Source organism: Burkholderia sp. AU17457, assembly GCF_002223255.1.
Lineage (GTDB): Bacteria > Pseudomonadota > Gammaproteobacteria > Burkholderiales > Burkholderiaceae > Burkholderia > Burkholderia sola.
On record NZ_NKFB01000005.1, the window covers coordinates 1,535,046 to 1,560,645 of the forward strand.

Annotated in this window: 24 protein-coding genes and 1 pseudogene; 9 read left to right on the top strand and 16 right to left on the bottom strand. The window is 66.3% G+C overall.

Features of this window, described 5'->3' with window-relative positions; genetic code table 11:
* Positions 1–145: 145 nt before the first annotated feature.
* On the bottom strand, positions 146–436 hold the full coding sequence (locus CFB49_RS24160) for a hypothetical protein (RefSeq protein ID WP_089436743.1): 291 nt from the start codon (positions 434–436) through the stop codon (positions 146–148).
* A 303-nt stretch (positions 437–739) separates the two neighbouring features.
* Here CFB49_RS24160 and CFB49_RS24170 point away from each other — a divergent pair, with 303 nt between their 5' ends.
* The gene (locus tag CFB49_RS24170) at positions 740–1,126 is read left to right on the top strand and encodes a VOC family protein (RefSeq protein ID WP_089492520.1); all 387 of its coding nucleotides are present in this window, start codon (positions 740–742) and stop codon (positions 1,124–1,126) included.
* 20 nt (positions 1,127–1,146) lie between these two features.
* On the opposite strand, the gene CFB49_RS24175 is transcribed toward CFB49_RS24170, so the two are convergent.
* Positions 1,147–1,716, bottom strand: a complete 570-nt coding sequence (locus tag CFB49_RS24175) for a GNAT family N-acetyltransferase (protein WP_089492521.1) — start codon at positions 1,714–1,716, stop codon at positions 1,147–1,149.
* A gap of 153 nt (positions 1,717–1,869) precedes the next feature.
* Positions 1,870–2,520: a GTP cyclohydrolase II gene (gene ribA, locus CFB49_RS24180; protein ID WP_006480964.1), complete on the bottom strand. Its 651-nt coding sequence runs from the start codon at positions 2,518–2,520 to the stop codon at positions 1,870–1,872.
* Between the two features lie 176 nt (positions 2,521–2,696).
* Here ribA and CFB49_RS24185 point away from each other — a divergent pair, with 176 nt between their 5' ends.
* Positions 2,697–3,158: a CBS domain-containing protein gene (locus CFB49_RS24185; protein ID WP_069619283.1), complete on the top strand. Its 462-nt coding sequence runs from the start codon at positions 2,697–2,699 to the stop codon at positions 3,156–3,158.
* A gap of 159 nt (positions 3,159–3,317) precedes the next feature.
* Here CFB49_RS24185 and CFB49_RS24190 read toward each other — a convergent pair whose 3' ends face one another.
* Positions 3,318–3,647: a DUF4148 domain-containing protein gene (locus CFB49_RS24190; RefSeq protein ID WP_089492522.1), complete on the bottom strand. Its 330-nt coding sequence runs from the start codon at positions 3,645–3,647 to the stop codon at positions 3,318–3,320.
* A 512-nt stretch (positions 3,648–4,159) separates the two neighbouring features.
* On the opposite strand from CFB49_RS24190, the gene CFB49_RS24195 reads away from it, so the two are divergent.
* A complete protein-coding gene (locus CFB49_RS24195) occupies positions 4,160–4,558 on the top strand; it encodes a GreA/GreB family elongation factor (RefSeq protein ID WP_006486027.1) in 399 nt (132 codons plus the stop codon).
* Positions 4,559–4,734: 176 nt separating this feature from the next.
* Here CFB49_RS24195 and CFB49_RS24200 read toward each other — a convergent pair whose 3' ends face one another.
* On the bottom strand, positions 4,735–5,817 hold the full coding sequence (locus CFB49_RS24200; protein ID WP_089492523.1) for a porin: 1,083 nt from the start codon (positions 5,815–5,817) through the stop codon (positions 4,735–4,737).
* 580 nt (positions 5,818–6,397) lie between these two features.
* On the opposite strand from CFB49_RS24200, the gene CFB49_RS24205 reads away from it, so the two are divergent.
* Positions 6,398–6,769, top strand: coding sequence for a YXWGXW repeat-containing protein (locus CFB49_RS24205; protein WP_089436750.1), 372 nt, complete (start codon positions 6,398–6,400; stop codon positions 6,767–6,769).
* Positions 6,770–7,010: 241 nt separating this feature from the next.
* Here the strand turns inward: CFB49_RS24205 and CFB49_RS37175 are convergent.
* From CFB49_RS37175 to CFB49_RS24235, 7 genes and pseudogenes are all read right to left on the bottom strand, one after another.
* A pseudogene (locus tag CFB49_RS37175) lies at positions 7,011–7,097 on the bottom strand (winged helix-turn-helix transcriptional regulator); the annotation flags it as partial.
* 28 nt (positions 7,098–7,125) lie between these two features.
* Positions 7,126–8,376: an MFS transporter gene (locus CFB49_RS24210; RefSeq protein ID WP_089492524.1), complete on the bottom strand. Its 1,251-nt coding sequence runs from the start codon at positions 8,374–8,376 to the stop codon at positions 7,126–7,128.
* A 356-nt stretch (positions 8,377–8,732) separates the two neighbouring features.
* Positions 8,733–9,380 carry a glutathione S-transferase family protein gene (locus tag CFB49_RS24215; RefSeq protein ID WP_089492525.1) on the bottom strand — a complete coding sequence of 216 codons (648 nt, stop codon included), beginning with the start codon at positions 9,378–9,380 and terminating at the stop codon, positions 8,733–8,735.
* 233 nt (positions 9,381–9,613) lie between these two features.
* Positions 9,614–10,069, bottom strand: coding sequence for a MarR family winged helix-turn-helix transcriptional regulator (locus tag CFB49_RS24220; RefSeq protein WP_089436753.1), 456 nt, complete (start codon positions 10,067–10,069; stop codon positions 9,614–9,616).
* 164 nt (positions 10,070–10,233) lie between these two features.
* On the bottom strand, positions 10,234–11,757 hold the full coding sequence (locus CFB49_RS24225) for an efflux transporter outer membrane subunit (protein ID WP_089492526.1): 1,524 nt from the start codon (positions 11,755–11,757) through the stop codon (positions 10,234–10,236).
* Entirely contained in the window at positions 11,754–14,927 is a 3,174-nt protein-coding gene (locus CFB49_RS24230) for an efflux RND transporter permease subunit (protein WP_089492527.1), read from the bottom strand. Before CFB49_RS24230 ends, CFB49_RS24225 begins: the two co-directional genes overlap by 4 nt.
* Positions 14,928–14,940: 13 nt before the next feature.
* Positions 14,941–16,143: an efflux RND transporter periplasmic adaptor subunit gene (locus CFB49_RS24235; RefSeq protein ID WP_089492528.1), complete on the bottom strand. Its 1,203-nt coding sequence runs from the start codon at positions 16,141–16,143 to the stop codon at positions 14,941–14,943.
* A 79-nt stretch (positions 16,144–16,222) separates the two neighbouring features.
* On the opposite strand from CFB49_RS24235, the gene soxR reads away from it, so the two are divergent.
* Complete coding sequence (soxR, locus tag CFB49_RS24240; RefSeq protein WP_069619294.1) at positions 16,223–16,702, top strand: redox-sensitive transcriptional activator SoxR; 480 nt, start codon at positions 16,223–16,225, stop codon at positions 16,700–16,702.
* A 22-nt stretch (positions 16,703–16,724) separates the two neighbouring features.
* Here soxR and CFB49_RS24245 read toward each other — a convergent pair whose 3' ends face one another.
* Positions 16,725–17,486: an SDR family NAD(P)-dependent oxidoreductase gene (locus tag CFB49_RS24245; RefSeq protein ID WP_089492529.1), complete on the bottom strand. Its 762-nt coding sequence runs from the start codon at positions 17,484–17,486 to the stop codon at positions 16,725–16,727.
* A 113-nt stretch (positions 17,487–17,599) separates the two neighbouring features.
* On the opposite strand from CFB49_RS24245, the gene CFB49_RS24250 reads away from it, so the two are divergent.
* Positions 17,600–18,511 (top strand): LysR family transcriptional regulator, encoded by a 912-nt coding sequence (locus tag CFB49_RS24250; protein ID WP_089492530.1) that lies wholly within the window; start codon positions 17,600–17,602, stop codon positions 18,509–18,511.
* A gap of 22 nt (positions 18,512–18,533) precedes the next feature.
* On the opposite strand, the gene CFB49_RS24255 is transcribed toward CFB49_RS24250, so the two are convergent.
* Positions 18,534–19,193, bottom strand: coding sequence for a TetR/AcrR family transcriptional regulator (locus CFB49_RS24255; RefSeq protein WP_089492531.1), 660 nt, complete (start codon positions 19,191–19,193; stop codon positions 18,534–18,536).
* 145 nt (positions 19,194–19,338) lie between these two features.
* Between CFB49_RS24255 and CFB49_RS24260 the strand changes: the two genes are divergently transcribed.
* Entirely contained in the window at positions 19,339–20,631 is a 1,293-nt protein-coding gene (locus CFB49_RS24260) for an NAD(P)/FAD-dependent oxidoreductase (RefSeq protein ID WP_089492532.1), read from the top strand.
* A gap of 44 nt (positions 20,632–20,675) precedes the next feature.
* Positions 20,676–21,065: a DUF3331 domain-containing protein gene (locus tag CFB49_RS24265; RefSeq protein WP_069619299.1), complete on the top strand. Its 390-nt coding sequence runs from the start codon at positions 20,676–20,678 to the stop codon at positions 21,063–21,065.
* A 3-nt stretch (positions 21,066–21,068) separates the two neighbouring features.
* Here the strand turns inward: CFB49_RS24265 and CFB49_RS24270 are convergent, their stop codons facing one another.
* Together CFB49_RS24270 and ggt are read right to left on the bottom strand one after the other, a co-directional pair.
* Complete coding sequence (locus CFB49_RS24270; RefSeq protein WP_089492533.1) at positions 21,069–22,397, bottom strand: dicarboxylate/amino acid:cation symporter; 1,329 nt, start codon at positions 22,395–22,397, stop codon at positions 21,069–21,071.
* 153 nt (positions 22,398–22,550) lie between these two features.
* Positions 22,551–24,302: a gamma-glutamyltransferase gene (ggt, locus tag CFB49_RS24275; RefSeq protein WP_089492534.1), complete on the bottom strand. Its 1,752-nt coding sequence runs from the start codon at positions 24,300–24,302 to the stop codon at positions 22,551–22,553.
* Positions 24,303–24,670: 368 nt separating this feature from the next.
* On the opposite strand from ggt, the gene CFB49_RS24280 reads away from it, so the two are divergent.
* Positions 24,671–25,549, top strand: coding sequence for a MurR/RpiR family transcriptional regulator (locus tag CFB49_RS24280; RefSeq protein ID WP_069619302.1), 879 nt, complete (start codon positions 24,671–24,673; stop codon positions 25,547–25,549).
* The last annotated feature ends 51 nt before the right edge of the window (positions 25,550–25,600 follow it).

Sequence of the window (25,600 nt, forward strand, 5' to 3'; positions counted from 1 at the left end):
ACAACGAGGGCTTGCAAACGTCCGGGTTTTCCCTTAAATTTACGTCTGTCTCCTCCATGTCTCCAAACATGGATTCAGCCCGCTCAAGCAGCGGGCTTTTTTATTGCCTGAACGTTTGTGGGGGCGCATCATCTTCCCCGTGTGGCTAGCCCGCTGGATGCATACCAGTCGGCCGCAGCCAGTAGTGGCGCACCGCAAATATCAGCGCGACCGCGACGACAAGCGCCAGCAGCAGGTACAGCCAGCCCTTCCGGGTCGTCGGCAGGTCCGTCAGGGCACCGACGTCGCCCGTCAGCGCCGCCAACGCGACCAGCGCCAAGCCGGCCAGCACCAACGTCCCCCTTGCCACCCACCCGAAGGCGGCCTCAACTCCAGCCGCCCATCGCGACTGACGATAAGGTCCGGCAACCGGTCGACGAAAATCGGGCTTACCCATTCGTCACCTCCCACCCAGCATGCGCGTATCCGCACGTCGTGCGACAGGCGGTGCCGAACGCATGAATTCGAATGTCTTGCCGACGAGTGGCCGCTGCGACGCGGCGTGCCCACATGGAATCGAGAAGCGTCATGCTTTTTTCTTTCGCGAGATGAGAGTCGACACCATTCGATTCGCTTGGCCGTATCGAATCGATATCGTTCGATACGCCAAGTATCGCCCGAAGCGCGGCCCGCTCGCCTCGCGCAATCGCGATCGGACGGCTTATCATTGAGCGGCCCGCCACTTCCCGCCGAGGCCATCTTGCACGCCCATCTGCGCATTGCCCGCCCGGTCAGCAACCTCGCCCGCACCGAGCGCATGTATCGCGACGCACTGGATCTGTCCGTACTGGCTCGCTTCGAAGATCACGACGGCTTTTCCGGCGTGATGCTCGGACGCGAAGGCCTCGACTATCACTTCGAGTTCACGCACTGCCCCGACCATCCGATCGCGCCATCGCCGACACCCGAGGATCTGATCGTGTTCTATCTGCCCGATCGTCCGGAATGGGAAACCGCCTGCGAGCGCGCGACCGCACACGGCTTCATGCCGGTGACGTCGTTCAATCCATACTGGGAAATATCAGGCCAGACCTTCGAGGATGCCGACGGCTATAGGATCGTGTTGCAGAACGGCACGTGGCGCTGACGGGCACGCGCGCGGAGCCGTTACACGCCGGCACGGCTGACGGAGCGGGCGACGTAAACGACATGCCGTCGCAGCGGGTGCCCTTCCGGCAACGCGGGATGGTCGAAATCGCGCGCGGGCTGGCGCAGCATCTCGAGCCGTTGCATCACCTGTTGCGATCGCAGGTTGGCGTCGGCCGTCCACGCGAAGATCTCGCCGAGCCCGATCCGGTCGAACCCGTCGGCCAATGCGGCTGCGGCCGCTTCGCCCATGTAGCCATGCCCCCACGCATGGCGCGCCTGTCGCCACATGATCTCGACGCAGGGCGCCATCGGATGCGTTGCGCGTGCCTCATACGACAGGCCGCAAACGCCGACCAGCAACGCATCGGCGCGACGCTCGACTGCCCACGCGCCAAAGCCGTGCGCATCGACATGCGCGTCGAAGCGCGCAATGACGTTACCCGCCTCGTCGATCGACATCGGGCCGCGCGCGAGCCACGCGGTCACGTCCGGATCCGCATGCATCGCCGATAGCGCTTCCGCATCCGTGGTTCGCCAGCGGCGCAGCGTCAGGCGTTCGGTTTCGATCCTGAATGGCGTGGTCGTCATGGGCGTGCAGAGCAGATGGGCGGCGGGCGCAATTCAGATGACGTCACGAACCCGGAACCGGAACGAATGAGGAAGAAATCGCGATCGTCGCATGTCGCGGCGACGATCGGAAGAATGGGTGACGAGAAACAGGCGCTGGCACGCCTGCTCGGGTTACTCGTTTTCCTCGAAGTAATGCCCGAACTTCGTCTGCTTCGTGCGGATATAACGTTCGTTTTCCTCGCGCACGGGCACCGCGAGCGCCACGCGCTCGCAAACGGGAATGCCGTGCTTCACGAGCGTATCGAACTTCTTCGGATTGTTGCTCATCAGCCGCACCGACGTCACGCCGAGGATGCGCAGGATCGCGGCGGCCGAGTCGTATTCGCGAGCGTCGTCTGGCAGGCCGAGATCGAGGTTCGCCTCGACGGTGTCGCGCCCCTGCTCCTGCAGCGCGTACGCGCGGATCTTGTTGCTCAGGCCGATGCCGCGGCCTTCATGGCCGCGCAGATACAGCAGTACGCCGCGATCTTCGGCCGCGATGTAACGCAATGCGAGATCGAGTTGCTCGCCGCAATCGCAGCGGTACGAGCCGAACACGTCACCGGTCAGGCATTCGGAATGCAGCCGGGTCAGCACGGACTGCTCGCCCGTCACGTCGCCCATCACGAGCGCGAGGTGTTCGGCATCGCTGCCCGACACGCGAAACGCGTATGACGTGAACGTACCGTAGCGCGTGGGCAGCGACGCGGTGGCGACGAGCGTCACGCACTCGTCGGCCTGGCCATTGCCCGGCGTGGGCGATTGGGGACGCGAAGACATCATGAATTCAATCGAAACTTCAGGAATGTAGGAGTTATGTGGATGGTGCGTGACGCGAGTTTACCGCTAATCTGGAAACGTCACGCGACTGCCGCCGCCCGCCCGGCTATACTGGGTTCACCGGGTGACGCGCAGCACGCCCCGCCTGCCCTGCATCGACCTGCACACGGAGAAAGCGAATGAGCACGACTGTCGCGCAGATTCTCAAGGCCAAGCCGGATTCGGGCCGCACCATCTACACCGTCACGAAGACCGATCTCGTCTACGACGCCATCAAGCTGATGGCGGAAAAGGGCATCGGCGCACTGCTGGTCGTGGACGGCGACGACATTGCGGGCATCGTCACCGAGCGCGATTACGCGCGCAAGATCGTCCTGCAGGACCGCTCGTCGAAGGCCACCCGCGTCGAGGAAATCATGACGGCGAAGGTGCGCTACGTCGAACCGTCGCAATCCACCGACGAGTGCATGGCGCTGATGACCGAGCACCGGATGCGTCACCTGCCCGTGCTCGACGGCGGCAAGCTGGTCGGCCTCATCTCGATTGGCGACCTCGTGAAGAGCGTGATTGCCGATCAGCAGTTCACGATCAGCCAGCTCGAGCACTACATCCACGGCACGCCGAGCGTCACGTCCGCCTGATCCGCCCAGCAAAAAAGGCCCAAACGCGTCAGCGTCTGGGCGGAAAGCCGCCGGCATGCGGCGACGGAGGTTCTGCTCCTGCGGGCGAACGACGCGCGCGACTGGCGCGCGTCTCGTCAATTCAGCGGTGCGCTCGGGCAGACCCGGGGGGACGTTCGATCAGTTACCGAAGTAGACCGAATTCACGGGATTCGGCGCTTCCCGCGTCACGCGGCGGCCGCCTTGCGCGGCACCCGTTGCCACGGCACCGTAGCCGCTCGTGTCGGCTTGCGCGAGCATCGGCTGGTTCGGCCGGACGCGCTGCTCGGCGGTCTGGATGTCGCTCGGGTATTGCGAATCGCTCGCCTGCGGCTTGTAGCCGTTCTGCTCGAGTTGCACGAGTTCGGCCTTGACCTCGGCGCGGGTCAACCCCTGCTCGGACTGCGCGAACGATGCGATCGGAGCGGCAAGAACGGATGCGGCGATGGCTGCGTAGATGATCGACTTCATGATTTACCTCCGGAATATGTTCTGTTTTGACGTCGCCTCGGCAGGACTGTCTGAAGCGATTGAATTCAGTGTAGTGCGCGCCACCCCAAGGGGAAACCCTTAGTTTGAACATACAGCGTTGCGTTTTTGGAAAAGATCGCCCACTGTTTCGGAAAAGGGCCGCCCCAACTTGCTTCACCTACACAACAATCGCTGACGAAACGCCAACAGCCAGATCACATGTCCGGAAGGTTGTGTTGTAGAATCGTAAGGTTTCATTCGCCAGTCGATATTCCGTCCATCATGTACGCGCTCGCGCCCCTTTCGGTTTCGCAGTCCGGCCCGGCCGGCGTGTGCGCGCGCGCCAGCCAGCCGGCGCACCCCCTCGCTCGACGCACGGCCCAGGTGCCGCTCGCCCCTGCCCGGCGCCTGATCTGACCGCACGGTCTCCACCCGGAGCCAGGTTAGACAGGCTCCGGGCGATCCTCATAGGCACGCCACGCCTGCCCCTGCCGATCATTTGGAGAACCACCATGAAACAACGCCTTTACCAGTTGACCGAACTCGACGTCGCTCGCCTCGAAAAGCACGCCGAGCACAACCCGCGCTTTCAGACGATGCTTGATACGCTGCTCGAGCGCGCCGATATCGTCCAGCCCGACGCCATCAAGGCGAACGTCGTCACGATGAACTCGCAAATCACGCTGCTCGACGAAGCAACCCAGGAACAGGCCACCTGGACGATCGTTTATCCGGACGCCGCCAACCTCGAACTCGGGCGCCTGAACGTGTTCTCGCCCGTCGGCATGGCGTTGCTGGGCACGCAGCGCGGCCAGATGGTCAAGGTGATGCAGCCGAGCGGCGCCGAAAAGCTGATGAAGGTCGCCGCGATCGTCTTCCAGCCGGAAGCCAACGGCGAATACACGCGCTGAGCTAGCAGCCGGCCAGCGCCGCGCCATACGGGCACAGAACGACAAAAGCGAGGCATGAGCCTCGCTTTTTTGCATCCGGACGATCCGGATTATCGTCATCGATTTCCACAGACGAAAAAAAGGCGCCCGAAGGCGCCTTTTCGATGCTGCGGAGCGGGTTACCCCGCCCGTCACGCTTAGAAGCGGTGACGCAGACCAACCGTTGCTGCGGTTTGGTTGATCGACGAGCTCGGAGCCGTCGAGTTGTCGCCGTTGTAGATCGACGTGCCGAACGCGTTGTTCTTCGCACCGCGCTGGTACACAGCTTGTGCGTACACGTCCGTGCGCTTCGACAGCGAGTAGTCAGCTTGCAGGCCGAACTGATTCCAGTGCGAGCTGCCACCGTTAACCTTCGCGTTCGTGTACGTATACGCTGCGCCGAGGCCGAGAGCCGGCGTCAGGTTGTACTTTGCGTTGACTTCGTAGTTGTCAGCGCGCAGCGACGGAACGCCAACAGCTTGGTTGTCGATACGCGATTGCGTCCATGCAGCACCGACTTGCGCCGGGCCGAATGCGTAACCAGCAGCAGCACCGTACGTGCGGACGCGGCCTTGTGCAGCGATGTTCGTCGCGCCGTTGGCGTTGGTACCGTCACCGAGGTTCGCTTGCGAGTATGCCGCACCCAGCTTCAGGCCTTGGAACTGGTACGACAGACCGCCGCTGTATGCACGGTTGTTACCGAAGTTCTGGTTGTTCGAGAACGAGTACGTGCCGCCGAATTGCAGGCCAGCGTAGTTAGCGCTCGTGTACTTGATCGAGTTGTTCAGTGCGACGTCACCGTTCGTGCTCAGGCGGTCGTTGTTCAGCGGGTGAGCGAAGTACGTGCCGCCCCACGAACCCGTTGCCGTCAGCGGCGCCAGGTAGTCTTGCGTTGCGTCGTATTGCTTACCCAGCGTGACCGTGCCGTACTGGCTCGACAGACCGACGAACGCTTGACGGTTGAACATGCCACCGTTGTTGCCCAGACGGCCGTTACCGATGTTGAAGCCGCTTTCCAACGTGAAGATTGCCTTCAGGCCGCCACCGAGGTCTTCCGAACCACGCAGGCCGAAACGGCTCTGGTCGATACCCGAGCCCATCGACCACAGCGACTTGCTGGCGACGTTGCTTTGGTAGGTGATGCCTGCGTCCAGCACGCCGTACAGCGTGACGCTGCTTTGCGCGTGAGCGACGGTAGCGAACGATGCTGCAGCTGCTGCAACGATCAGAGTCTTGTTCATTCGTGGAGCTCCCTTCTAAAAAGAGGCAGGTCTCGCGACCTTGTTCATAAACGGTCTGCAACCGCCCGGGAGCGCCATCGGTCCTGCTGGCGGCGCCCGGATAGTTGCCCGTTTGGGAACCGTGAGTTTAGGGGTGTACCCTAGGGGAGCGATCCGCAAATAAAGAAATAAGCTTTTCCAGAACTAGAAATAATGAAAGTGGGGACGCGTCATAAGTATTTGTTTTAACGTTTGTTTTTGACTTCTTGACGCGTACTTTTTGGAGGCTTTCATCGCACCATTCTTACATGTCATCGTCTTGACGGTTGCATAGAAACAACAAACGGATTCGGTTCGGCAGCCTCAAATCGGTAACTATTACCCAAACCAATCTCAAATATTGGCCATCCGCCTCCCAAGCGTCCCCGACCCGTCAACAGCGGACGCCCGCCGGTCCACGGCGCGATCCGTCAGTCGCTGGAAAGGAAAGGCGGCTCGCGCCTGCCGTGACACTCGGTAACAGCCTTGACCGTCCACGTAACCCGGCGGGCGTACAGGCAGGCTAATGTAAGGCGGCCTCGAATACAGAACAGGAACCGCCATGAATCGACGCTCGCTGCTGCGCACCATCGGATTGACCGCCGCCTTCGTCGGCACCGGCTGGCTGCGTGCCGCCTCTGCCCAGCCTGCCCCGCCCGTGTACCGGCCATCCGGCCCGAACCGCGTTCCCGGCGGCCCGCCGTATGCGGATCGCCCCGGCTTCGCGCCGCCGCCGGCACGCCACGACCGTCGCCCGCCGCCGCCACGGCCGCACGGCTATATATGGACGGACGGCTACTGGCGCTGGCAGCGCGGCCGTTATATATGGGTGTCCGGCCGCTGGGTCGCACGGCGCCCCGGACGCCGCTGGGTGCCCGGCTACTGGCGCCGGCAGGGGCCGGTGTGGGTCTACGTCGACGGTTCGTGGCGGTAAGCTGCGGTCCGGCTCCGACCGATCAAGTTCCGGAGCCGGACCGCGCGCGAGCGTGAGCGCTGTCCGCGCCACGGAATCACGCGCCACGGCAGCCGCGCTACGGTCAAACATATCGTTTGGCCGCCATTCCGACGACATCGTTCCGACCACGACGTCATGCCATGCATCCGGCCATGCTCGCCCCATCGCGCTCGTCTGCCGCATACCGCCAGCCAACGGACCGATGCGTGCGCCGCGCCCCGCGCCCGCCTTCTTCCAACTCGCGTGTACGACGGCGCGCCGCGCAGATCGCGCGATGATGTTCGTGGGGCCGCCGGATCATCGCCGCGCGCAGGCTAACGGACGTGCGAGCCCGCCTAGGACAACACGGCCGTTCGCGCACCCGGCCGCGTGCGGCCATACACGACCATCATCGCAAAGCCGAGCAGGAAACCCGCGCCGCCGATCAGTAGCAGCCCGGTCTCGCCGAGCACGGGCAGCAGGTTCGTCAGCGCGCCCGTCACGACCCACGCGATCGCCATCACCGAGCCCGCGACGCCGAGCGCCCAGCCCTGCCTATCGTCGCTGACCGCGTCGGAAAACGCCGTATACATCGTCGTGTACGCAACCATGTCGAAGCAGCCGACGACCATCGCGAGCGTCCACAGCACCGGTTCGCGCGGAAACAGCGCGGACAGGATCTGACCAAGCCCGGCGACGAGCAGGCCCGTCTTCGCGATATCGATCACGCGCCACACGCGCAGCATCAGCCGCACGACGCACAGCAGGCCAAACACGAAACAGATGCCGATCACGCCGCTGAACAGCCCGAGCCGCGCGCTCGTATAGCCGAATTTCGCCTGCAACAGCAGCATGATGGTCTGCAGGTAGAGCCCGTAACCGACCTGCATCAAGAAGAACACCGCCGACAGGAACGCAACGTTGCGCTGGCGCGCAGCCTCCCCGATGATCCGCAGCGGCAGCAGCGGATCGATGCGCGTATCGCCGCGCGGCGCGGCGGAATCGCGATACGACGCCCAGGTCCAGCACGCGCAGATCAGCGCCAGCGCGGCGACCAGCACGAACGGCGTGCCGTAGTCGAACAGCGGCGAGATCGTCCGGTCGGACGTGACGCCGCCGAGCACCGGCCCGACGATCACGCCCGCGCTGAACGCGAGCGACATGATGCTCATGTTGTACGCCTTCGTGTCAGGCGTGCTGAGATCGGTGATGGCCGCCTGCGCGATGCCCTGGCAGCCGGCCATCAGGCCGGTGAGCCCGCGGCCCGCCAGCAGCAACGCGATGCTCGCGTGCCACGCGCCGGCCGCCATCATCGCGTAGCCGGCCGCGAGGCCGAGCACGCACAGCAGCAGGATCCGGCGGCGTCCGTAGCGGTCGGACAGTTCGCCCATCAGCGACGAGCCGAAGAACATGCACAGCGGGTAGATTCCGTAGCCGAGACCGAGATAGAAATTGCGCACGTGCGCGCCGGCGTCGGCCGGCAGGATGCCCGCGTGCGGATCGCTGAAGATCGCGGACATCATCGGATAAACGAGCCCGAATCCCATCGCGTCGAGCGCGATGGCGAGCAGACAGGGGCCGAGCAGTGTGTAGTCGAGCCGGGACATGGCGACCTTCCGGACAGAGTGAATGATCGCCCCAGCGTAATGACCGGGCGGCGGCCGCGGTAGGCCGCCGGCCGCGATGCTAAGCATCGGTTCGCGCGATACCCTGCGTACGGCCAGCGCCGATGGATAGCCGCCCCGGCCGTGCGGCCGCTACTCGACGCTCAGCAGCTTGCGCCGAACCTGCGGCGCGCGACCACGCATGGCGTGCCGTCGTGCATGAACACGCTGGCGAGCAGCCGGAACGACGCCCCGCCACACGAATCCGCACGCCGGCCGCATGCAGCGTTCTCGTCCATTCGGATGACACGAAGCGCGCGCTTTGTTTGCGATCATGGCCGCATACGGCGCGCGCGATGTCAGTGCGCCGCCTCGGCCGTCGACGCGCGGCATGCGATCAGGCCGCGTTGTACGGCCGGCCGCGCGGCGATATCGGCAAGCCAGCGCTCGACGTGCGGAAAACCGGCAATGTCGAGGTCGAGCTCGTCCGCCGTGCGCAGCCACGGAAACGCCGCGATATCGGCGATCGAATACCGCGACGACGCGAGATACGCCGATTCCGACAAGCGGCCGTTCACGACCCCGTAGAGACGCAGCGCCTCCTTCCGGTAGCGGTCGATCGCTTCCGCATTGCCCGTCTTCGATGCGCGCAGGAACCACCACAGCTGGCCGAGCATCGGCCCGATCCCGCCGATCTGGAAATGCAGCCATTGCTGGACCGCCGTGCGCTCGGCCAGCATTTCGGGCTGCAGGCAACCCGTCTTCGCGGCGAGATAGCTGAGGATCGCGCCGGATTCGAATACGGCGAGCCCCGCGTCGTGGTCGACGATGGCCGGGATCTTGCCGTTCGGATTGATCGCGAGATACGCCGGGCTGCGCTGCTCGCCGGCGGACAGGTTCACCTGCACGCGATCGTGGGCGAGCCCGGCCTCTTCCAGGTAGATCGCGATCTTGTGCCCGTTCGGCGTGTCGGCCGTATAGAACGTGAGGGAGTGCGTCGAGGTCATGGCGGTCCTTGTCATCGAGTTATCGTTGCAACTACAATCGTTGCAATTGCAATCCTATGTCGAAACCGACGGCGCCGGCGACATGCCAATACTCGAAGGAGGGACATCCAGAAGTGCGACCCGGTCCGCCCGTACAGCGCCCGGCATCCACGCGCCGCAAGGCCGCGCAGCGTCTCCGCTCGACGCTCGACGCTCGGCGCTCGACGCGTGGCCGCTCGGTGCGCCGGGTACCGCTACTTCGCGTCGGCTGCCGCATCGCGCGCCGCAGCGGTCGCACGATCGAGCGCGGCGACCATCGCCGCCCGCTCCTTGCCGGTGAACTGGTCGAGAAAAAGCTCGGCGACCGTCGACTGGTACACCTTCCACATCTTTTTGCGCAGCGTCCGCCCCTTGTCGGTGATGCTCGCGAACGCCGCGCGGCCGTCGTCCGCCGAACGCGTGCGCGTGACGAGCCCCTCCTGCTCGAGCCGGTCGACGAGCCGCGTCAGGTTGTAGCGCTCGATCGCGAGCACGTCGGCCAGTTCGTGCATCCGGCGCGTGCCGTCGGGTCCGCTTTCGAGCCCCCACAGCGCGTCGTACCACGCATACGCAGGCAGACGGGCCGCCGCGAGGCGACGCTCGATCTCGCGGATCATCGTCCGGTGCGCGCGGACGAACGAGAACCACAGATCGGGTTCGGTTGCGTTCATGTCAGGTCGTTCCTCTCGCTTAATTGCAGTTGCAATTAAATTTTACCGCGAGAACGACGGCCCTTTCATGCGCCTGCCATCGCATCCGTCTTGCCCGCCGATCGGCAAGGCAAGCGTTTCGTCGCGCGACGCGGCGCCACGACCGCCGCGCCGCACTACTCGCGCTACCTCCCCGACCGAGCGAGCGGGCCTTGTGTGCCCTGCCCCGTGCCCGCCGGCCAGCCGCCCGCGAGCGCCTTGTACAGCGCGACCGTCGACGCCGCGCTGCGCATCCGCCCGTCGGCCGCCGCATCCTGCGCCTGCAGCAGCGTCCGCTGCGCGTCGAGCACTTCGTAGTAGTCGATCGCGCCGGCCGAGAAGCGCGCCTGCGCGAGCTGCGCGGCGCGTGCGCTGTCGTCGGCCGCGCGCACGAGGTGCGCGGTCTCGTCACGCGTGCGGGCGACCCGCAGCAGGGCGTTCTCGGTTTCCTCCAGCGCGCCGAGCACGGTCTGCCGGTACTGCGCAAGCTGGCCGACCGCTTCCGCGTCGCTCGCGGCGATCCGCGCACGCACGCGGCCGATGTCGAGGAACGACCAGTCGATGCCGAGCGCGATCAGGTTCGTGTCGCTGCCCGCACGGAAGAACCCGTAGCTGCTCGTCGCGCTGCCGAGCAGGCCGGACAGCGTGAAGCGCGGAAACAGGTCGGCGGTCGCGATGCCGACGCGCGCGGTCGCCGCATGCAGGCGGGCCTCGGCGGCCGCGACATCGGGACGCCGGCGCAGCAGGTCGCCCGGCGTGCCGGGATCGATGTCGGCGACAAGCGCCGGCAACGGCACCGGCGTGCCGGTCGGCGCGGCCGTCTTCGGCCAATCGAACCGGCCGATCAACGCATCCGGCGTCTGCCCGGTCAGCACCGCGAGCCGATGCTCGTCGACGCCGATCGCGGCTTCGTACACCGCGATGCGCGACGTCGTCGATTCGTACTGCGCGCATGCTCGCGCCGCATCGAGATCCGAGCCGCGTCCCGCGCCGACGCGCGCATTGATCAGCGCGAGCGTCTGCTTCTGGTTGTCGGCGTTCTCGCGAGCGATCCGCAGCCGCTCCTGCGAGCCGCGCAGGTCGACATACGTGCTCGCGACCTCGCCCGCGATCGCGACGCGCACCGCGCGCACGTCGGCCGCGCTGGCAGCCGTTTCCGCGCGCTGCGATTCGATCGAGCGGCGCACGCGGCCGAACAGGTCGAGTTCCCACGCGGCATTGATGCCGACGCTCGACATCGGCGTATCGCGCTGGCTGCGCGGCGCGCCGAACGCCTGGTCCTTGCTCGTCAGCTGATGGCCGATCTGACCGCTCGCGGTGATCGTCGGATAGCGATCGAACGTCGCCTGCGACAACAGCGCGTTCGACGCGTCGTAGCGCGATACGGCGACCTGCAGGTCCTGGTTCGCCGCGAGCGCCGTATCGATCAACTGCGTGAGCGTCGGATCGCCGAAGCCGCGCCAGAACGTGGCGTCGGCCGCCGCCGATGCATCGGGCGGCATATCGGGCCGTGTATCGGCCGGCGCCCCGTCGCGCTGCGTCGCCGGGTGAGCGTCGCGCGCGAACCGCGCGGCGGTGGCCGTATCCGGCCGTTTGAAATCGGGGCCCACCGCGCAGGCGGCCAGCGTCACCGACATCGCGAGCACGGAAAGACGGAAAACGGCGCTCATCGGTTTTCTCCTTCGAGAGTGCCGTGCTGTTCGCTCCAGACGGCCGGCGTGCCGCCCGCGAGCTTGCGGATCGCCACGTAGAACACGGGCGTCAGGAACAGCCCGAACAGCGTGACGCCCAGCATCCCGGCGAACACGGTGACGCCTGTGGCCGCCCGCACCTCGCTGCCTGCACCGCTGCCGATCAGCAGCGGCACCGAGCCGGCGATGAATGCGACCGACGTCATCACGATCGGGCGCAGCCGCAGCTTGCACGCTTCGAGCGCCGCTTCGACCGCGCCCGTGCCCTGGATCTCGAGCTCGCGCGCGAATTCGACGATCAGGATCGCGTTCTTGCACGCCAGCCCCATCAGCACGACGAGTCCAACCTGCACGAACACGTTGTTGTCGCCGCCGGACAGCCACACGCCGAACAGCGCCGCGCACATGCAGACGGGCACGATCAGGATCACCGCGAGCGGAAGCGTCCAGCTCTCGTACAGCGACGCGAGCACCAGGAACACCAGCATCACCGCGAGCGGGAACACGACGATCGCCGCATTGCTCTGCGTGACCTGCTGGTAGCTGAGGTCGGTCCATTCGAGCGTGATGCCGGGCGGCAGTACGTCCTTCGCGATCTGCTGCAGCTTCGCGATCGCCTGCGACGACGACATCGCCTTCGGATCGGCGTCGCCGATCAGGTCGGCGGCTGGATAGCCGTTGTAGCGGACGACCGGGTCGGGACCGTACGCGGGCCCGACCGTCACCATCGAGCCGATCGGCACCATCTCGCCCTTCGCGTTGCGCGTGCGCAGGTTCGCGATGTCGGCGGCCGTCTGCCGGTGGCCGGCATCCGCTTGCGCCATCACGCGATACACGCGGCCGAACACGTTGAAGTCGTTCACGTACATCGAGCCGAGATACACCTGCAACGTATTGAACAGATCGGTCAGCGCGACGCCCTGCGCCTTCGCCTTCAGCCGGTCGACCTTCACCTCGAGCTGCGGAATGTTCGCCTGGTACGAGCTGACGGGATAGCTCATCCCCGGCGTCTTCGCGACCGCGGCCTGGAACGCCGTCAGCGCCTTCTGCAATTCGCCGTAGCCGAGCCCGCCGCGATCCTCGAGATACAGCGAGTAACCCGAACCGTTGCCAAGACCCTGGATCGGCGGCGGCATCAGCGCATAGGTAATGCCGCCATCGACCGCCGCGAAGCGCGCGTTCAGATCCGCGTTGATCCGCGCGGCGCTGCGATGGCGCTGGTCGAACGGCTTCAGGATCACGTACGAATTCGTGATGTTCGGCGTGTTCACGCCCTGCAGCGCATTCAATCCGGCAAAGGCCGGCACCATCTCGACGCCGTCGATGCCGAGCGCGATCTTCGTCATCTGCTCGGTGACCGCGCTGGTGCGAGCGAGCGACGCGCCTTCCGGCAACTTCGCGCCCGCGAACAGGTACAGCTTGTCCTGCACCGGGATGAAACCGCCGGGCACCGCGTTGAACAGCAGCGCGGTCGCCGCGAGCAGCGCCGCATAGACCGCGAACACCACGCCGCGCCGCTTCAGCGTGCGACCGACGACGCCGTGATAGCGGTCGGAGCTGCGCTCGAAGAAGCGGTTGAACGGATGGAACAGCCAGCCGAACGCGCGATCGAGCGCGCGCGTCAACGCATCCTTCGGCGCGCCGTGCGGACGCAACAGCTTCGCGGCGAGCGCGGGCGACAGCGTCAGCGAGTTGATCGCGGAGATCACCGTCGAGATTGCGATCGTCACCGCGAACTGCCTGTAGAACTGACCTGTGACGCCCGACATGAACGCCATCGGCACGAACACCGCGCACAGCACGAGCGCGATCGCGACGATCGGCCCCGACACCTCGCGCATCGCCTGGTGCGCGGCGTCGCGCGGGCTCAAACCCTGTGCGATGTTGCGCTCGACGTTCTCGACCACCACGATCGCATCGTCGACGACGATCCCGATCGCGAGCACGAGCCCGAACAGCGTCAGCGTGTTGATCGAATAGCCGAGCAGGTAGAGCCACGCGAACGTGCCGACCACCGACACCGGCACCGCGACGAGCGGAATGATCGACGCGCGCCAGGTCTGCAGGAACAGGATCACGACGAGCACGACCAGCACGACGGCCTCGATCAGCGTGTGCTGCACCGCGCGGATCGATTCGCGCACGAACACGGTCGGGTCCCACACCGGACGATAGGCGACGCCGGGCGGGAAGCGCTTCGACAGCTCGTCGAGCTTCGCATACACAGCCTTCGCGACGTCGAGCGCGTTCGCGCCCGGCGACAGGAAGATGCCGACGACGGCCGAATGCTTGTCGTTGAAATACGAGCGAAGCGTGTAGTCGCCCGCGCCGAGCTCGATGCGCGCGACGTCGGACAGCTTCACGACCTGGCCGTCGTCGCCGTTGCGCAGCACGATGTCGCCGAACTCCTGCGCCGTGCGCAGCCGGCCGCGCACGTTGATCGACACGAGGAAGTCGTTCTTCTTCGGCGACGGCTCCGCGCCGAGCTGGCCGGCCGACACCTGCACGTTCTGCTCGCGCACGACCGCGATCACGTCGCTCGCGGTGAGCCCGCGCGACGCGAGTCGATTCGGGTCGAGCCACAGCCGCATTGCATAGTCGCCGGAGCCGTACACGCCGACGTCGCCGATGCCGGTCAGGCGCGACAGCTCGTCCTTCACGTGCAGCGTCAGGTAGTTGCGCAGGTACAGCGAATCGCGGCTGTTGTCCGGCGAATAGAGGCTCACGTACATCAGCGGCGTGGGCGACTGCTTCTGCGTGGTCACGCCGTACTGGCGCACCTCGTCGGGCAGGCGCGACAGCGCCTGACTCACGCGGTTCTGCACGCGCACCGCGGCCGTGTCGGGATCGACGCCCTGCAGGAACGTCACGACGACCTGCAGGCTGCCGTCCGAACCGGCAACGGACTTCATGTACATGATGCCTTCGACGCCGTTGATCGCCTCTTCCAGCGGTTCGGCCACCGACTCGGCGATTTCCTTCGGGTTCGCCCCCGGATACGTCGCACGCACGACGACGCTCGGTGGCACGACTTCCGGATATTCGCCGGCCGGCAGCATCGGAATCGAGATCAGGCCGAGCGCGAAGATGACGATCGACAGCACGACCGCGAAGATCGGCCGGTCGATGAAGAATCGGGAGAAATCCATCGTATCGCTCCCGTCATTGCGCGGCAGGCGCGCCGGCGTCGGCCACGGCCTGCGTGCCGGCGCCGGGGTCCGCCGCGGCGCGCGCGGGCAGCGCCTTCGGCTTCACCTGCGCGCCCGGATAGTAGATACGCTGCACGCCGTCGACCACCACGCGATCGCCCGCCTGCAACCCCTTCTCGACGATCCGCTCGCCGTCGAGTTCGCGGCCGATCGTCACGTCGCGGCGCAGCGCCTTGTCGCCGGGGCCGATCACGTACACGTACTTGCGGTCCTGGTCGGTCAGCACGGCCTTGTCGTCGACCAGCAATGCGTGCTGGTCGCGGCCGCTGACGAGTTGCACGCGCGCATACAGCCCCGGCGTAAACGTATGGTCCGCGTTCGGCAGCCGCACGCGGGCGCGGATCGTGCCGGTCTGCGGATCGAGCCGGTTGTCGAGGAAATCGACGGTGCCCGCATGAGGGAAGCCCGTCTCGTTCGCGAGGCCGATGCGCACCGGATCGGCGCCGATCGCGCGATGCGTCGGATCGGCGCGCCGCGCGTTGTAGCGCAGGTAGCTCTGCTCGTCGCAATCGAAATACACGTAGACCGGATCCTGCGACACGACGGTCGTCAGCAGCGTGTCGTCCGCGCGCGCGAGGTTGCCGACGGTCGCGACCGCGCGGCCGACGCGACCCGCGATCGGCGCGCGCACTTCGGTGAAACCGAGATTGAGCTTCGCATCGGCAACGGCCGCATCGGCCGCCTGCAGATCCGCGCGTGCCTGCTCGGCGGTGGCGCGCGCATTGTCGAGTTCTTCCTGCGACGTCGCATGCGCATCGATCAGCGTCTGCACGCGCCTGAGCTGCACGTTCGCGAGGCTTGCCGCCGCACGGGCGCGCTGCTGCTGCGCATTCGCACGGTCGAGCGCGATCCGGTACGGACGCGGATCGATCTCGAACAGCAGCGCGCCCTGCGCGACCACGTCGCCCTCCTTGTACGCGACACGCTGCAGATAGCCGCTCACGCGCGGTCGCAGTTCGACCGCGTCGACCGCTTCGACGCGCCCGTTGAATTCGTCCGCGAGGCGGACGGTACGCGGCGCGATCGTGGCGACGCCGACTTCGGGAAGGGGGTAAGCCGACGATGCGCCTTTGCCGTCGTGACAACCCGACAACGCCAGCAACAGGGCGCAGGCGGCGCCGAAAGGCGGCGTCCTGCGTAGGGAAAAGGAGAACATGATGCCTCGCGACGGGTTAAACTGCCGCGTAGCATAAAAGTTGAAGTTAACTTCAAGTCAAGCTTTCCCGGAGGGTGTCATGGGTATCCAGGAAACGCCGCAATGGCCGCTGATGTCGATCCGCGAAGTGGCCGCGCGCAGCGGCGTGCCGGCGTCGACGCTGCGTTTCTACGAGATGCGCGGGTTGATCAAGTCGCACCGCAACGGCTCGAGCCATCGCCACTATTCGCGCGCGGTGCTGCGGCTGATCGCGTTCATCGTGTTCGCGCAGAAGATCGGCTATTCGCTCGACGAGATCGCCGAACAGCTCGTCAGCCTGCCCGAGGACACCGCGCCGAGCAACAAGGACTGGCAGCGGCTGTCGCGCGGCTGGAAGCAGCGCGTCGCGAGCCGGATCGAGGAGCTTCAGCGGCTCTACATCAACCTCGACGAATGCATCGGCTGCGGCTGCCTGTCGCTGAAACGCTGCAAGCTGACGAACCCGGAAGACCGCGCGGGCCGCAACGGGCCCGGCGCGCGGCGCTGGCTCGGCGACAAGCCGCCGATCGATTCCGCATGACACGCAGGCCGCGCGCCGTGCATCATCCGACGCGCCAGCCGCCGTTCACCGCGATCGTCGCGCCGGTGACGAACGACGCGCGCGGCCCGGCGAGCCACGCGACCGCATCGGCGACGTCGTCCGGCTGCCCGGCGCGGCCGGCCGGCGTCTGCACGCGGATCATCGCCGCGACGGCCGGTGCGACGCCGCTATCGCCGAACAAGCGCGTGCCGGCGATATAGCCGGGCGCGACCGTATTGACCGTCGCGCCGCGCGGCCCGAGTTCGCGCGCCAGCGCGACGGTGAAGCCTTCGACGCCGGCCTTCGCGGCCGCATACGCGAGGCCGCCCGGCAACAGGCTGCCGGCGCGCGCCGCGATCGAACCGATGTTGATGATTCGCGCGGCACGGTCGGCCAGGTGCGGCAGCACGGCCATCGTCGTCAGGAACAGGCTTTTCAGGTTCGCATGGAGCACCGCGTCCCATACGGCCTCGGCCTCCCCCGCTTCGGTATCCGCGCCGACGCGCCCGGTCAGCCCCGCGTTGTTGACCAGCACGTCGATACGCGGCCATCGCGCGACGATCGCGGCGACCGCCGCTTCCGCGTCGCGCCGGACGCTCAGATCGCCGGCCTGCCCGATCGCCTCACCGCCGAGACGCTCGACGGCCGCCTCCAGCCTCGCCGCATCGCGCCCGACGATCGCGACGCGATACCCGTCCTGCACCAGCCGGTTCGCGATCGCGAAACCGATCCCGCTCGACCCGCCCGTGACGATCGCCGTGCGTTGCTGTTCGTTGCCCGTCATGACCTGCCCTCCTTTCCTCGGAGTTGACGCTTGGTGACAGTTGCAGTGTGGGCAACGCGCAGCGATAGGTAAAATACGAATTCAATGACGTCTTGATACGAAACAGGTATCGCATGATCGATTTGCGTCAGTTCCGCCAATTCATCGCGGTGGCCGAAACGCTCAGCTTCCGCCGCGCGGCCGAACGGCTGCACATGGCTCAACCGCCCCTCAGCGCGGCGATCCGCAAGCTCGAGGATGAACTGGGCGTCGCCTTGTTCGAACGCGACAATCGCGGCGCGCGGCTCACGCCGGCCGGCGAAGCGTTCCTGCTCGAAGCGAGGCGCGCGCTCGAACAGGCCGAGCGCGCGGTGGCCGTCGCGCGCCGCGCGGGCGCCGGCCTCGGCGGCACGCTGCGGCTACGCTTCGTCGACAGCACGGTCAATGCGCTGTTGCCGCTGATCCTCCGCGCGTTCCAGGAACGGCATCCCAACGTCGATTTTCAGCTCGAGGAAGGGACGACCGCCGAGCAGGTGCTCGCGCTGCGTCAGGACCGCACCGACGTGGGCCTCGTCGTGCTGCCGGTGCCCGACGCCGGCGACGTGCATGTCGAGCCGCTGCTGCGCGACCGGATGGTGGCCGCGCTGCCCGACGGGCATCGGCTCGCGCGCCGCCGCCGCATCGCGCTGGCCGAACTGGCGGACGAACCGTGGGTCATGTTTGCCGCGCACCACGGACCCGGCATGCACGCGCTGATCGTGACCGCGTGCGCGCAGGCGGGCTTCGCGCCACGCGTGGTCCAGCAGCCCCGCCAGATGCAGACGACAGCCGGGCTCGTCGCCGGCGGCATCGGCGTCGCGCTGATGCCGCGCCTGTTCGTGCCGATGCAGCCGCGAGGCATTACGTTCTGCGAACTGAAGGATGCGGGCAGCCCGCTCGCATACGAAGTGGCGCTCGCGTACCGTACGCCGTCGCCGCTCGTCGATGCGCTGCGCGACACCGCGTGGAACGCGGTGCGCGAACTGGGACTGGTTGCGGCGACGTGACCGCGCGCATCGCGCGCGGCGCTCAGTCCCGGTCGCCGAGGAAGTTGAACACGACGCCGAGCACGGCCTCGCGGAACGCCTCCGGCCGCGTCGGCAGCAACGTGTACTCCAGCATCATGTGGCTGTACGACACCGTCGTGCCGATCGCGCTCGCGATCATGAAGAACAGCACGTTCGGATCGACCGGACGGATCGCGCCGGCCTCGACCGCGTCCTCCAGCAGCGGAAACATCGCGTCGTGATACGGGCGCACGATCCGCTCCTGCAGCCGATCGAGCCGCCCGCCCTCCTCGGTCGCCGCCGTCGAGAAGAACATGCCGATATCCGGCTCCGCGAATTCGTGATCGACGCACAGCTCGAGCGCGCGCCGCACACGGTCGCGACGCGACAGCGGCGACGTGCGCAACGCGTGCAGCGCGTCGAACATCGGTTCGGCCAGCTCGACGATCTGCTCGACGACGGCCAGCCACAACGTTTCCTTCGCACCGAAGTGATGGGCGATCAGCGCCGCATCGATGCCCAGCTCGCGCGCGACTTCGCGCACGCTCGTCGCGTCGTAGCCGCGCTTCGCGAACGTGCGGCGCGCGGCCCGCAATATCACGTCCGGACCGACGGACGCCTCCGCCAGCGGCCGTCCGCGCGTACGCCGCTTCAACGGCGCGCGCTCAGTGACTTCTGCCACGTTTTTCCTGCTCCTTGAACGATTCGAATGCCCGTATCCGGCCCCGGTTTCCCGACCCGGAATCGGGCGGCCTGCCCCGCTTCGTTGACACGCGGAGCCGGGAAGCGCTAGGATCATACCTTATTCATCACGTGATGATTTATACATGACAACCCCTACACGTATCGTCATCGTCGGCGGCGGGATCGCCGGGCTGCAGCTCGCGACCCGCCTGGGCGAGCGTCTCGGCCGGTCCGGGCGGGCGCAGGTCACGATCGTCGACCGCAGTCCGACGCATATCTGGAAGCCGATGCTGCATACGATCGCGGCCGGCACGCGCGACGTCCAGCAGCAACAGGTGATCTTCCTCGCCCATGCCCGCGACCACGGCTACACGTACCAGCCCGGCGAACTGAAGGGGCTGGATCGCGCGCGCCGCCGCGTGCAACTCGGCGAGATCCGCTCGCAGGACGGCGACGTCGTGATCGGCGCTCGCGAACTCGAATACGACGTGCTGATCCTGGCGCTCGGTAGCCAGGCCAACGATTTCGGCGTGCCCGGCGTGCGCGAGCACTGCTACTTCATCGATAGCCAGCGCCAGGCCGAGGTCTTCAACGAAGCGTTGCGGATGCGCGTGTTCCGCAGCATCGCGCGCGACGAGCCGTTTCGCGTCGCGATCGTCGGCGCGGGGGCGACGGGCGTGGAACTCGCGGCGGAGCTGAGCCGCTTGCTGGAGGTGGCGCAGGCGTACGGTGACGAAACGGTGCGCGAGCGGCTGCAGCTCACGCTGCTCGAAAGCGGCCCGCGCATCCTCAACGCGTTTCCGCCGCGGATTTCCGCGTCGGCCCAGCGGCGGCTCGAGCAGATCGGTTTTCATGTGCTGACGTCGACGCGCGTCACGTCGGCCGACGCGAACGGTTTCCATTACGGCGACGGCTCATTCGCCGAAGCGGACCTGATGGTCTGGGCGGCCGGCGTGAAGGCGCCCGATTTCATGCAGGGGCTGGGCGGGCTCGACACGAACCGCGCGAACCAGATCGTCGTCGGCTCCACGCTGCAGGCGAGCGGCGACGAACATGTGTTCGCGATCGGCGATTGCGCAAGCCTGCAGCTCGATGGCCAGGAACGGCCGCTGCCGCCGACCGCGCAGGTCGCGACGCAGCAGGCCGAGCATCTCGCGAAGCACCTGCCCGCGTGGCTCGACGGCACGCCGATTCCGCCGTTCGCGTTCCACGATTTCGGCGCACTGGTGTCGATCAGCGATTACGACGCGTTCGGCACGCTCGGGCAGTTCGGGTTCTTCCGCGGCGGCTTCATCCAGGGGCGCTTCGCGCAGTTCAGCCACCTGATGCTCTACCGGCGGCACCAGCAGGCGCTGCACGGCTTCTCGAAGGCGACCTTGCTGTGGATCGCCGAACGGATCAACGGCTGGGTGCAGCCGCGCATCCGCCTGTCGTGATATCGCGCTTGGCGGTGTCGCGTAACGTTTAGAGGAAAACTGACATGAACAACCGTTTAGCGCCCTGGCTCATGACCGTCGCCGCCATCGGCAGCTTCGACATGCCATCCGTCTCGTGGAGCGGGCCGCGGCGGCGCAGCATCACGCGCGACCGGCTGCCGTCGTGGGACGCGACGAGCAAGCCGACCATCAGCGTGCTCGAACGGCCCACGGCCGACACCGTGATGATTTCGTGGTGCGACGCCTGCACCGGACATTACGGCTACCAGAAGTGGCGCCTGTTCACGACGCGCAAGCGCGGAGTGTGTGCGCTGTCGGGGCGATCGATCGAGATCGGCGACAGCGTCTATGCGCCGCAACTGCTCGGCTCGACGCCCGGCAACGCCGCCGCGATGGTGCTCGCGGCGTGCATCGACGACGCATTGGCGGCCTGATCGTCAGGTCGATGTGGTCTGACCGGCGCCATAGGCCGGAGCGCCGCTCTGCCGTTCGAGTTCGGCATCGAGATGCGCGGCATGCGCGTTCGCCTCGGACTCCGACATCAGCTCGCCTTCCCACTTCGCGACCACCGCGCTCGCGATCGAATTGCCCACCGCGTTTGTGGCGGAGCGGCCCATGTCGAGGAACGTGTCGACGCCGAGAATCAGCAGCAGCCCGGCTTCCGGGATGTCGAACTGGTGCAGCGTCGCCGCGATCACGACGAGCGACGCGCGCGGCACGCCGGCCATCCCCTTCGACGTCAGCATCAGGATCAGCAGCATCGTGATCTGCGTGCCGAGCGACAGGTGGATGTTGTACGCCTGCGCGATAAACAGCGACGCGAACGTGCAGTACATCATCGAGCCGTCGAGGTTGAACGAATAGCCCATCGGCATCACGAAACTCGAAATCTTGCGCTTCACGCCGAAACGGTCGAGCGCGTCGAGGATCTTCGGATACGCGGCTTCCGAGCTCGCGGTCGCGAACGACAGCATGAACGCTTCCTTGATCAGCACGAGCAGCTTGAACACGCGACGGCCGAGGAACAGCAGCCCGGCCGCGACGAGCGTGGCCCACAGCAGCACGAGGCTCACGTAGAAGTCGCCCATGAACACCGCGAACTTCAGCAGGATCGACAACCCGTTGACCGCGACGGTCGACGCCATCGCGGCCATCACCGCGAGCGGCGCGAGTTTCATCACGTAGCCGGTGATCTTCAGCATCACGTGCGCGAGCTGGTCGATCGCGGCGACGAGGATCTTGCCGCGCTCGCCAAGTGCGGCGAGCGCGACGCCGAAGAACATCGAGAACACGACGATCTGCAGGATCTCGTTGTTCGCCATCGCCTCGGCGATCGACTTCGGCACCATGTGGCCGACGAAATCCTTCAGCGTGAACTTGGACGTCGCCAGATGCGCGGACGCGCCGATATCCGGCAGCGGCAGGCCGAGGTTCTCGCCCGGCCGCAGCAGGTTCGCCATCAGCAGGCCGAGCAGCAGCGAAATCAGCGACGCGGTGACGAACCAGCCGAGCGCCTTCACGAACACGCGCCCGACCGACGACGCATCGCCCATGTGCGCAATGCCGACGACCAGCGTCGAGAACACCAGCGGGCCGATCACCATCTTGATCAGCCGCAGGAACACGTCGGAAACGAGCGAGATGTAGCCGGCGATTTCCGCGGCCGACTGCTTGTCCGGAAGCTGCGTATAGATCAGGTAGCCGATCAGGATGCCGGCTGCCATCGCGAGCAGGATCCAGCCTGCCGCAGACATTCGTTTGTTCATGACGGAATTCGCCGCATGGCGATGGAGTTGACGGAAAAAAGGCGCGCGTGCCGCTCAGGCTGGCGAATGTCCACCGACGGACGCGCTGCCGCCGCATCGGCATTCGCGGCAACGCGAACGCCGGCGGCAGCGATTCGGCATGAAACGATCGGGTCAGTAGCCGATCGCGGCGCCCGCCGGACGGCGCGGGTCGTTGTAGCCGTAGATGAAGCCGGCACGCACGTTGCCGGACACGGACGAATCGTTCCCGGAACTCTGGCGGCTCGCCGCTTCGGTGCCCGGCAGGCCGACCAGAATCAGCTCGGCGGCGCCCCACGGCGTCTGCTCGACCATCTTGTAGCCCATGTTGCGCAGGATCGCGAGCGTGTCGGGCGACAGGCCGTAGGTTTCGTAATAGACCGCGTCCGGCAGCCACTGGTGATGGATGCGCGGCGCGGCGACCGCGTCCTGCGGCGTCATCCCGTAGTCGATCACGTTCAGCACGGTCTGCAGCGTGATCGTGATGATGCGCGAGCCGCCCGGCGAACCGACCACCATGAACACCTTGCCGTCCTTCTTCACGATCGTCGGCGCCATCGACGACAGCGGACGCTTGCCCGGCGCGATCGAGTTGCGCGTGCCCTGCACGAGGCCGAACAGGTTCTGCGCGCCGACCTTCACGGTGAAATCGTCCATCTCGTCGTTCAGGAAGAAACCCGTGCCCGGCGCGATGACCACGGCGCCGAAGCGGCCGTTGACCGTATAGGTCGTCGACACCGCGTTGCCGTCGTGGTCGACGATCGAGTAATGCGTCGTTTCCGGCTTCTCGTGCACGCCGACACCGGGCTGCACGTCGACCGACGGCGTCGCCGTATCGGCATGGATGCTCTTGCGGATCTGCGCCGCGTATTCCTTGCTCGTCAGCTTCGCGATCGGGTTGTCGATGAAGTCCGGGTCGCCGAGCAGCGTGTTGCGGTCTTCGTACGCGTGGCGCATCGCTTCGGTCATATAGTGGACCGCCGCGGCCGAGTGGTAGCCAAGCTTGCGCAGGTCATACCCTTCGAGGATGTTCAGCGTCTCGCACATCGTCACGCCGCCCGAGCTCGGCGGCGGCGCCGACACGAACTCGTAGCCGCGATACGTGCAGGTCAGCGGCGCCATGTCCTGCGCGCGATAGGACGCGAAATCGGCCGCCGTGATCACGCCGCCGCCGCGCTTGGCCGCCGCCTCCACGATCTTCGGGATCTCGCCGTGATAGAACGCGTCGGGCCCCTGCTCCGCGATGCGCTCGAGCGTGCGGGCCAGGTCCTTCTGCACCAGGCGATCGCCCGGCTGCAACGCGGTGCCGTCCGGGCGCAGGAAGATGCGCGCGGCTTCCGGATCCTTCTTGAAGCGCTCGATCGTCGTATCGAGGATGTCCGTATCGCCGCGCGTCAGCACGAAGCCGTCGCGCGCGAGCCGGATCGCCGGCGCCATCACCTGCTTGCGCGTCAGCTTCCCGTACTTGCGCTGCGCGAGATCGAGGCCGGCCACCGTACCCGGCACGCCGACCGCGCGATAGCCGTACAGGCTCTGCTCCGGAATCACGTTACCCGACGCATCGAGATACATGTTCGCGGACGCCGCGGCCGGTGCGGTCTCGCGGAAATTGATGAAGCGGTCGCGACCGTCGGCCAGGTGGAGCGTCATGAAACCGCCGCCGCCGATGTTGCCGCAGCACGCGTTGGTCACGGCCTGCGCATAGCCGACGGCCACCGCCGCGTCCACCGCGTTGCCGCCCGCCTTCAGGATGTCGACACCGATCTGCGACGCGAAGTGCTGCGACGACACGACCATGCCGTTCTTCGCTTCGATCGCCGGGTCCGACGCGGCGAACGCGCACACGCTCATCGCCGACAACAGGGTGAGTACTACCAGCCGCCTCATGACGGGATCCTCCAGACGAATAAACCGGGCCATGCCGGGATGCATCGGTGCGCCGCTGCGTATTCGGCCCAGCCCATCCAGCATGTAATAAACAATACATTTCAGCGAGGCCGCGATCATAACACTCACTTTTTTGCGCCAAAAACTAGGGTAACCACTGAATTCATTGCGAGTGGACCTCGCCGCGTGCACTGATGTATGTTCGATTTATTACACATATGAACGTATTCGCCGACCGAGTGATACGTCCCTCTAATTTCGGGCCACACGCGGGTTGCCGCACGTCAATCGGCTAACATGCGTGCAGTTGCCGGCAGGCGCCCGTCTGCCGTTTGGTCAATCCATTCAGATAGAGAGCCGGAGTGCCGATGGGGACGAGCATCAGGGCGTTGCTGTTATCCCAGATGGATAGCTTCACGCCGTCGGAACAGAAGGTCGCGCAGGCGTTGCTGGATCGCTATCCCAGTCTCGGGCTGGGCCCGATCGCGCAGTTTGCGAAGCAGGCGGAAGTCAGCGACCCGACCGTGTTCCGCTTCGTCGTCAGGATCGGCTTTCCGAACTATTCGTCGTTCCAGCAGGCGCTGCACGACGAGATCGACACCGCGATGAATTCGCCGCTCGCGCGGATGGACGCGTTTCATTCGGAAACGGGCATGCGCGACAGCCATGCGGCGATTTTCCAGCGGCTGTCCGAATCGCTCGCGACCACGATCGAAGGGCTCGACGCGGCCGCATTCGATGCGGCCGTGGCGGTGCTGGCCGATCCGGACGTGCGCGTGTTCTGCGGCGGCGGTCGTTATACGGCGCCGCTCGCGTCCCTGTTCTCGTTTACGCTCGCGTATGCACGGCCGCATGTGCAGTCCGTCGAGCCGAACGTGAATCTCGCGTCCGTCGCGCTGGCCGACATGGGGCGCAACGACGTGCTCGTGATCTTCGACTTTCGCCGCTACCAGAAGGACAGCATCCGCTTCGCGCAGGCCGCGCACCGGCTCGGCGCGCGAATCCTGCTGATCACCGACGAATGGCGCTCGCCGATCGGCGAGTTCGCGGAGATCGTGCTGCGGATTCAGGGTCGTCCTTTCGCGATGCTGCAGACCAACGTACCGGCGCTCGCGCTCGCCGAAGCGCTGGTGATCGGCGTGACGAACCGGCTGCCGGAACTGGCGCGGCAGCGGATGGAAAAGATCGAGCAGCTCAATGCGGGCGGGATCGAGTGGGATGTGAGCCAGCGGGATTTGCCGGAGTGATGGCCTGTGGCCGTTCGGGCGCGGGCGTCCGCGTTCGACCTCGTGGCGTGT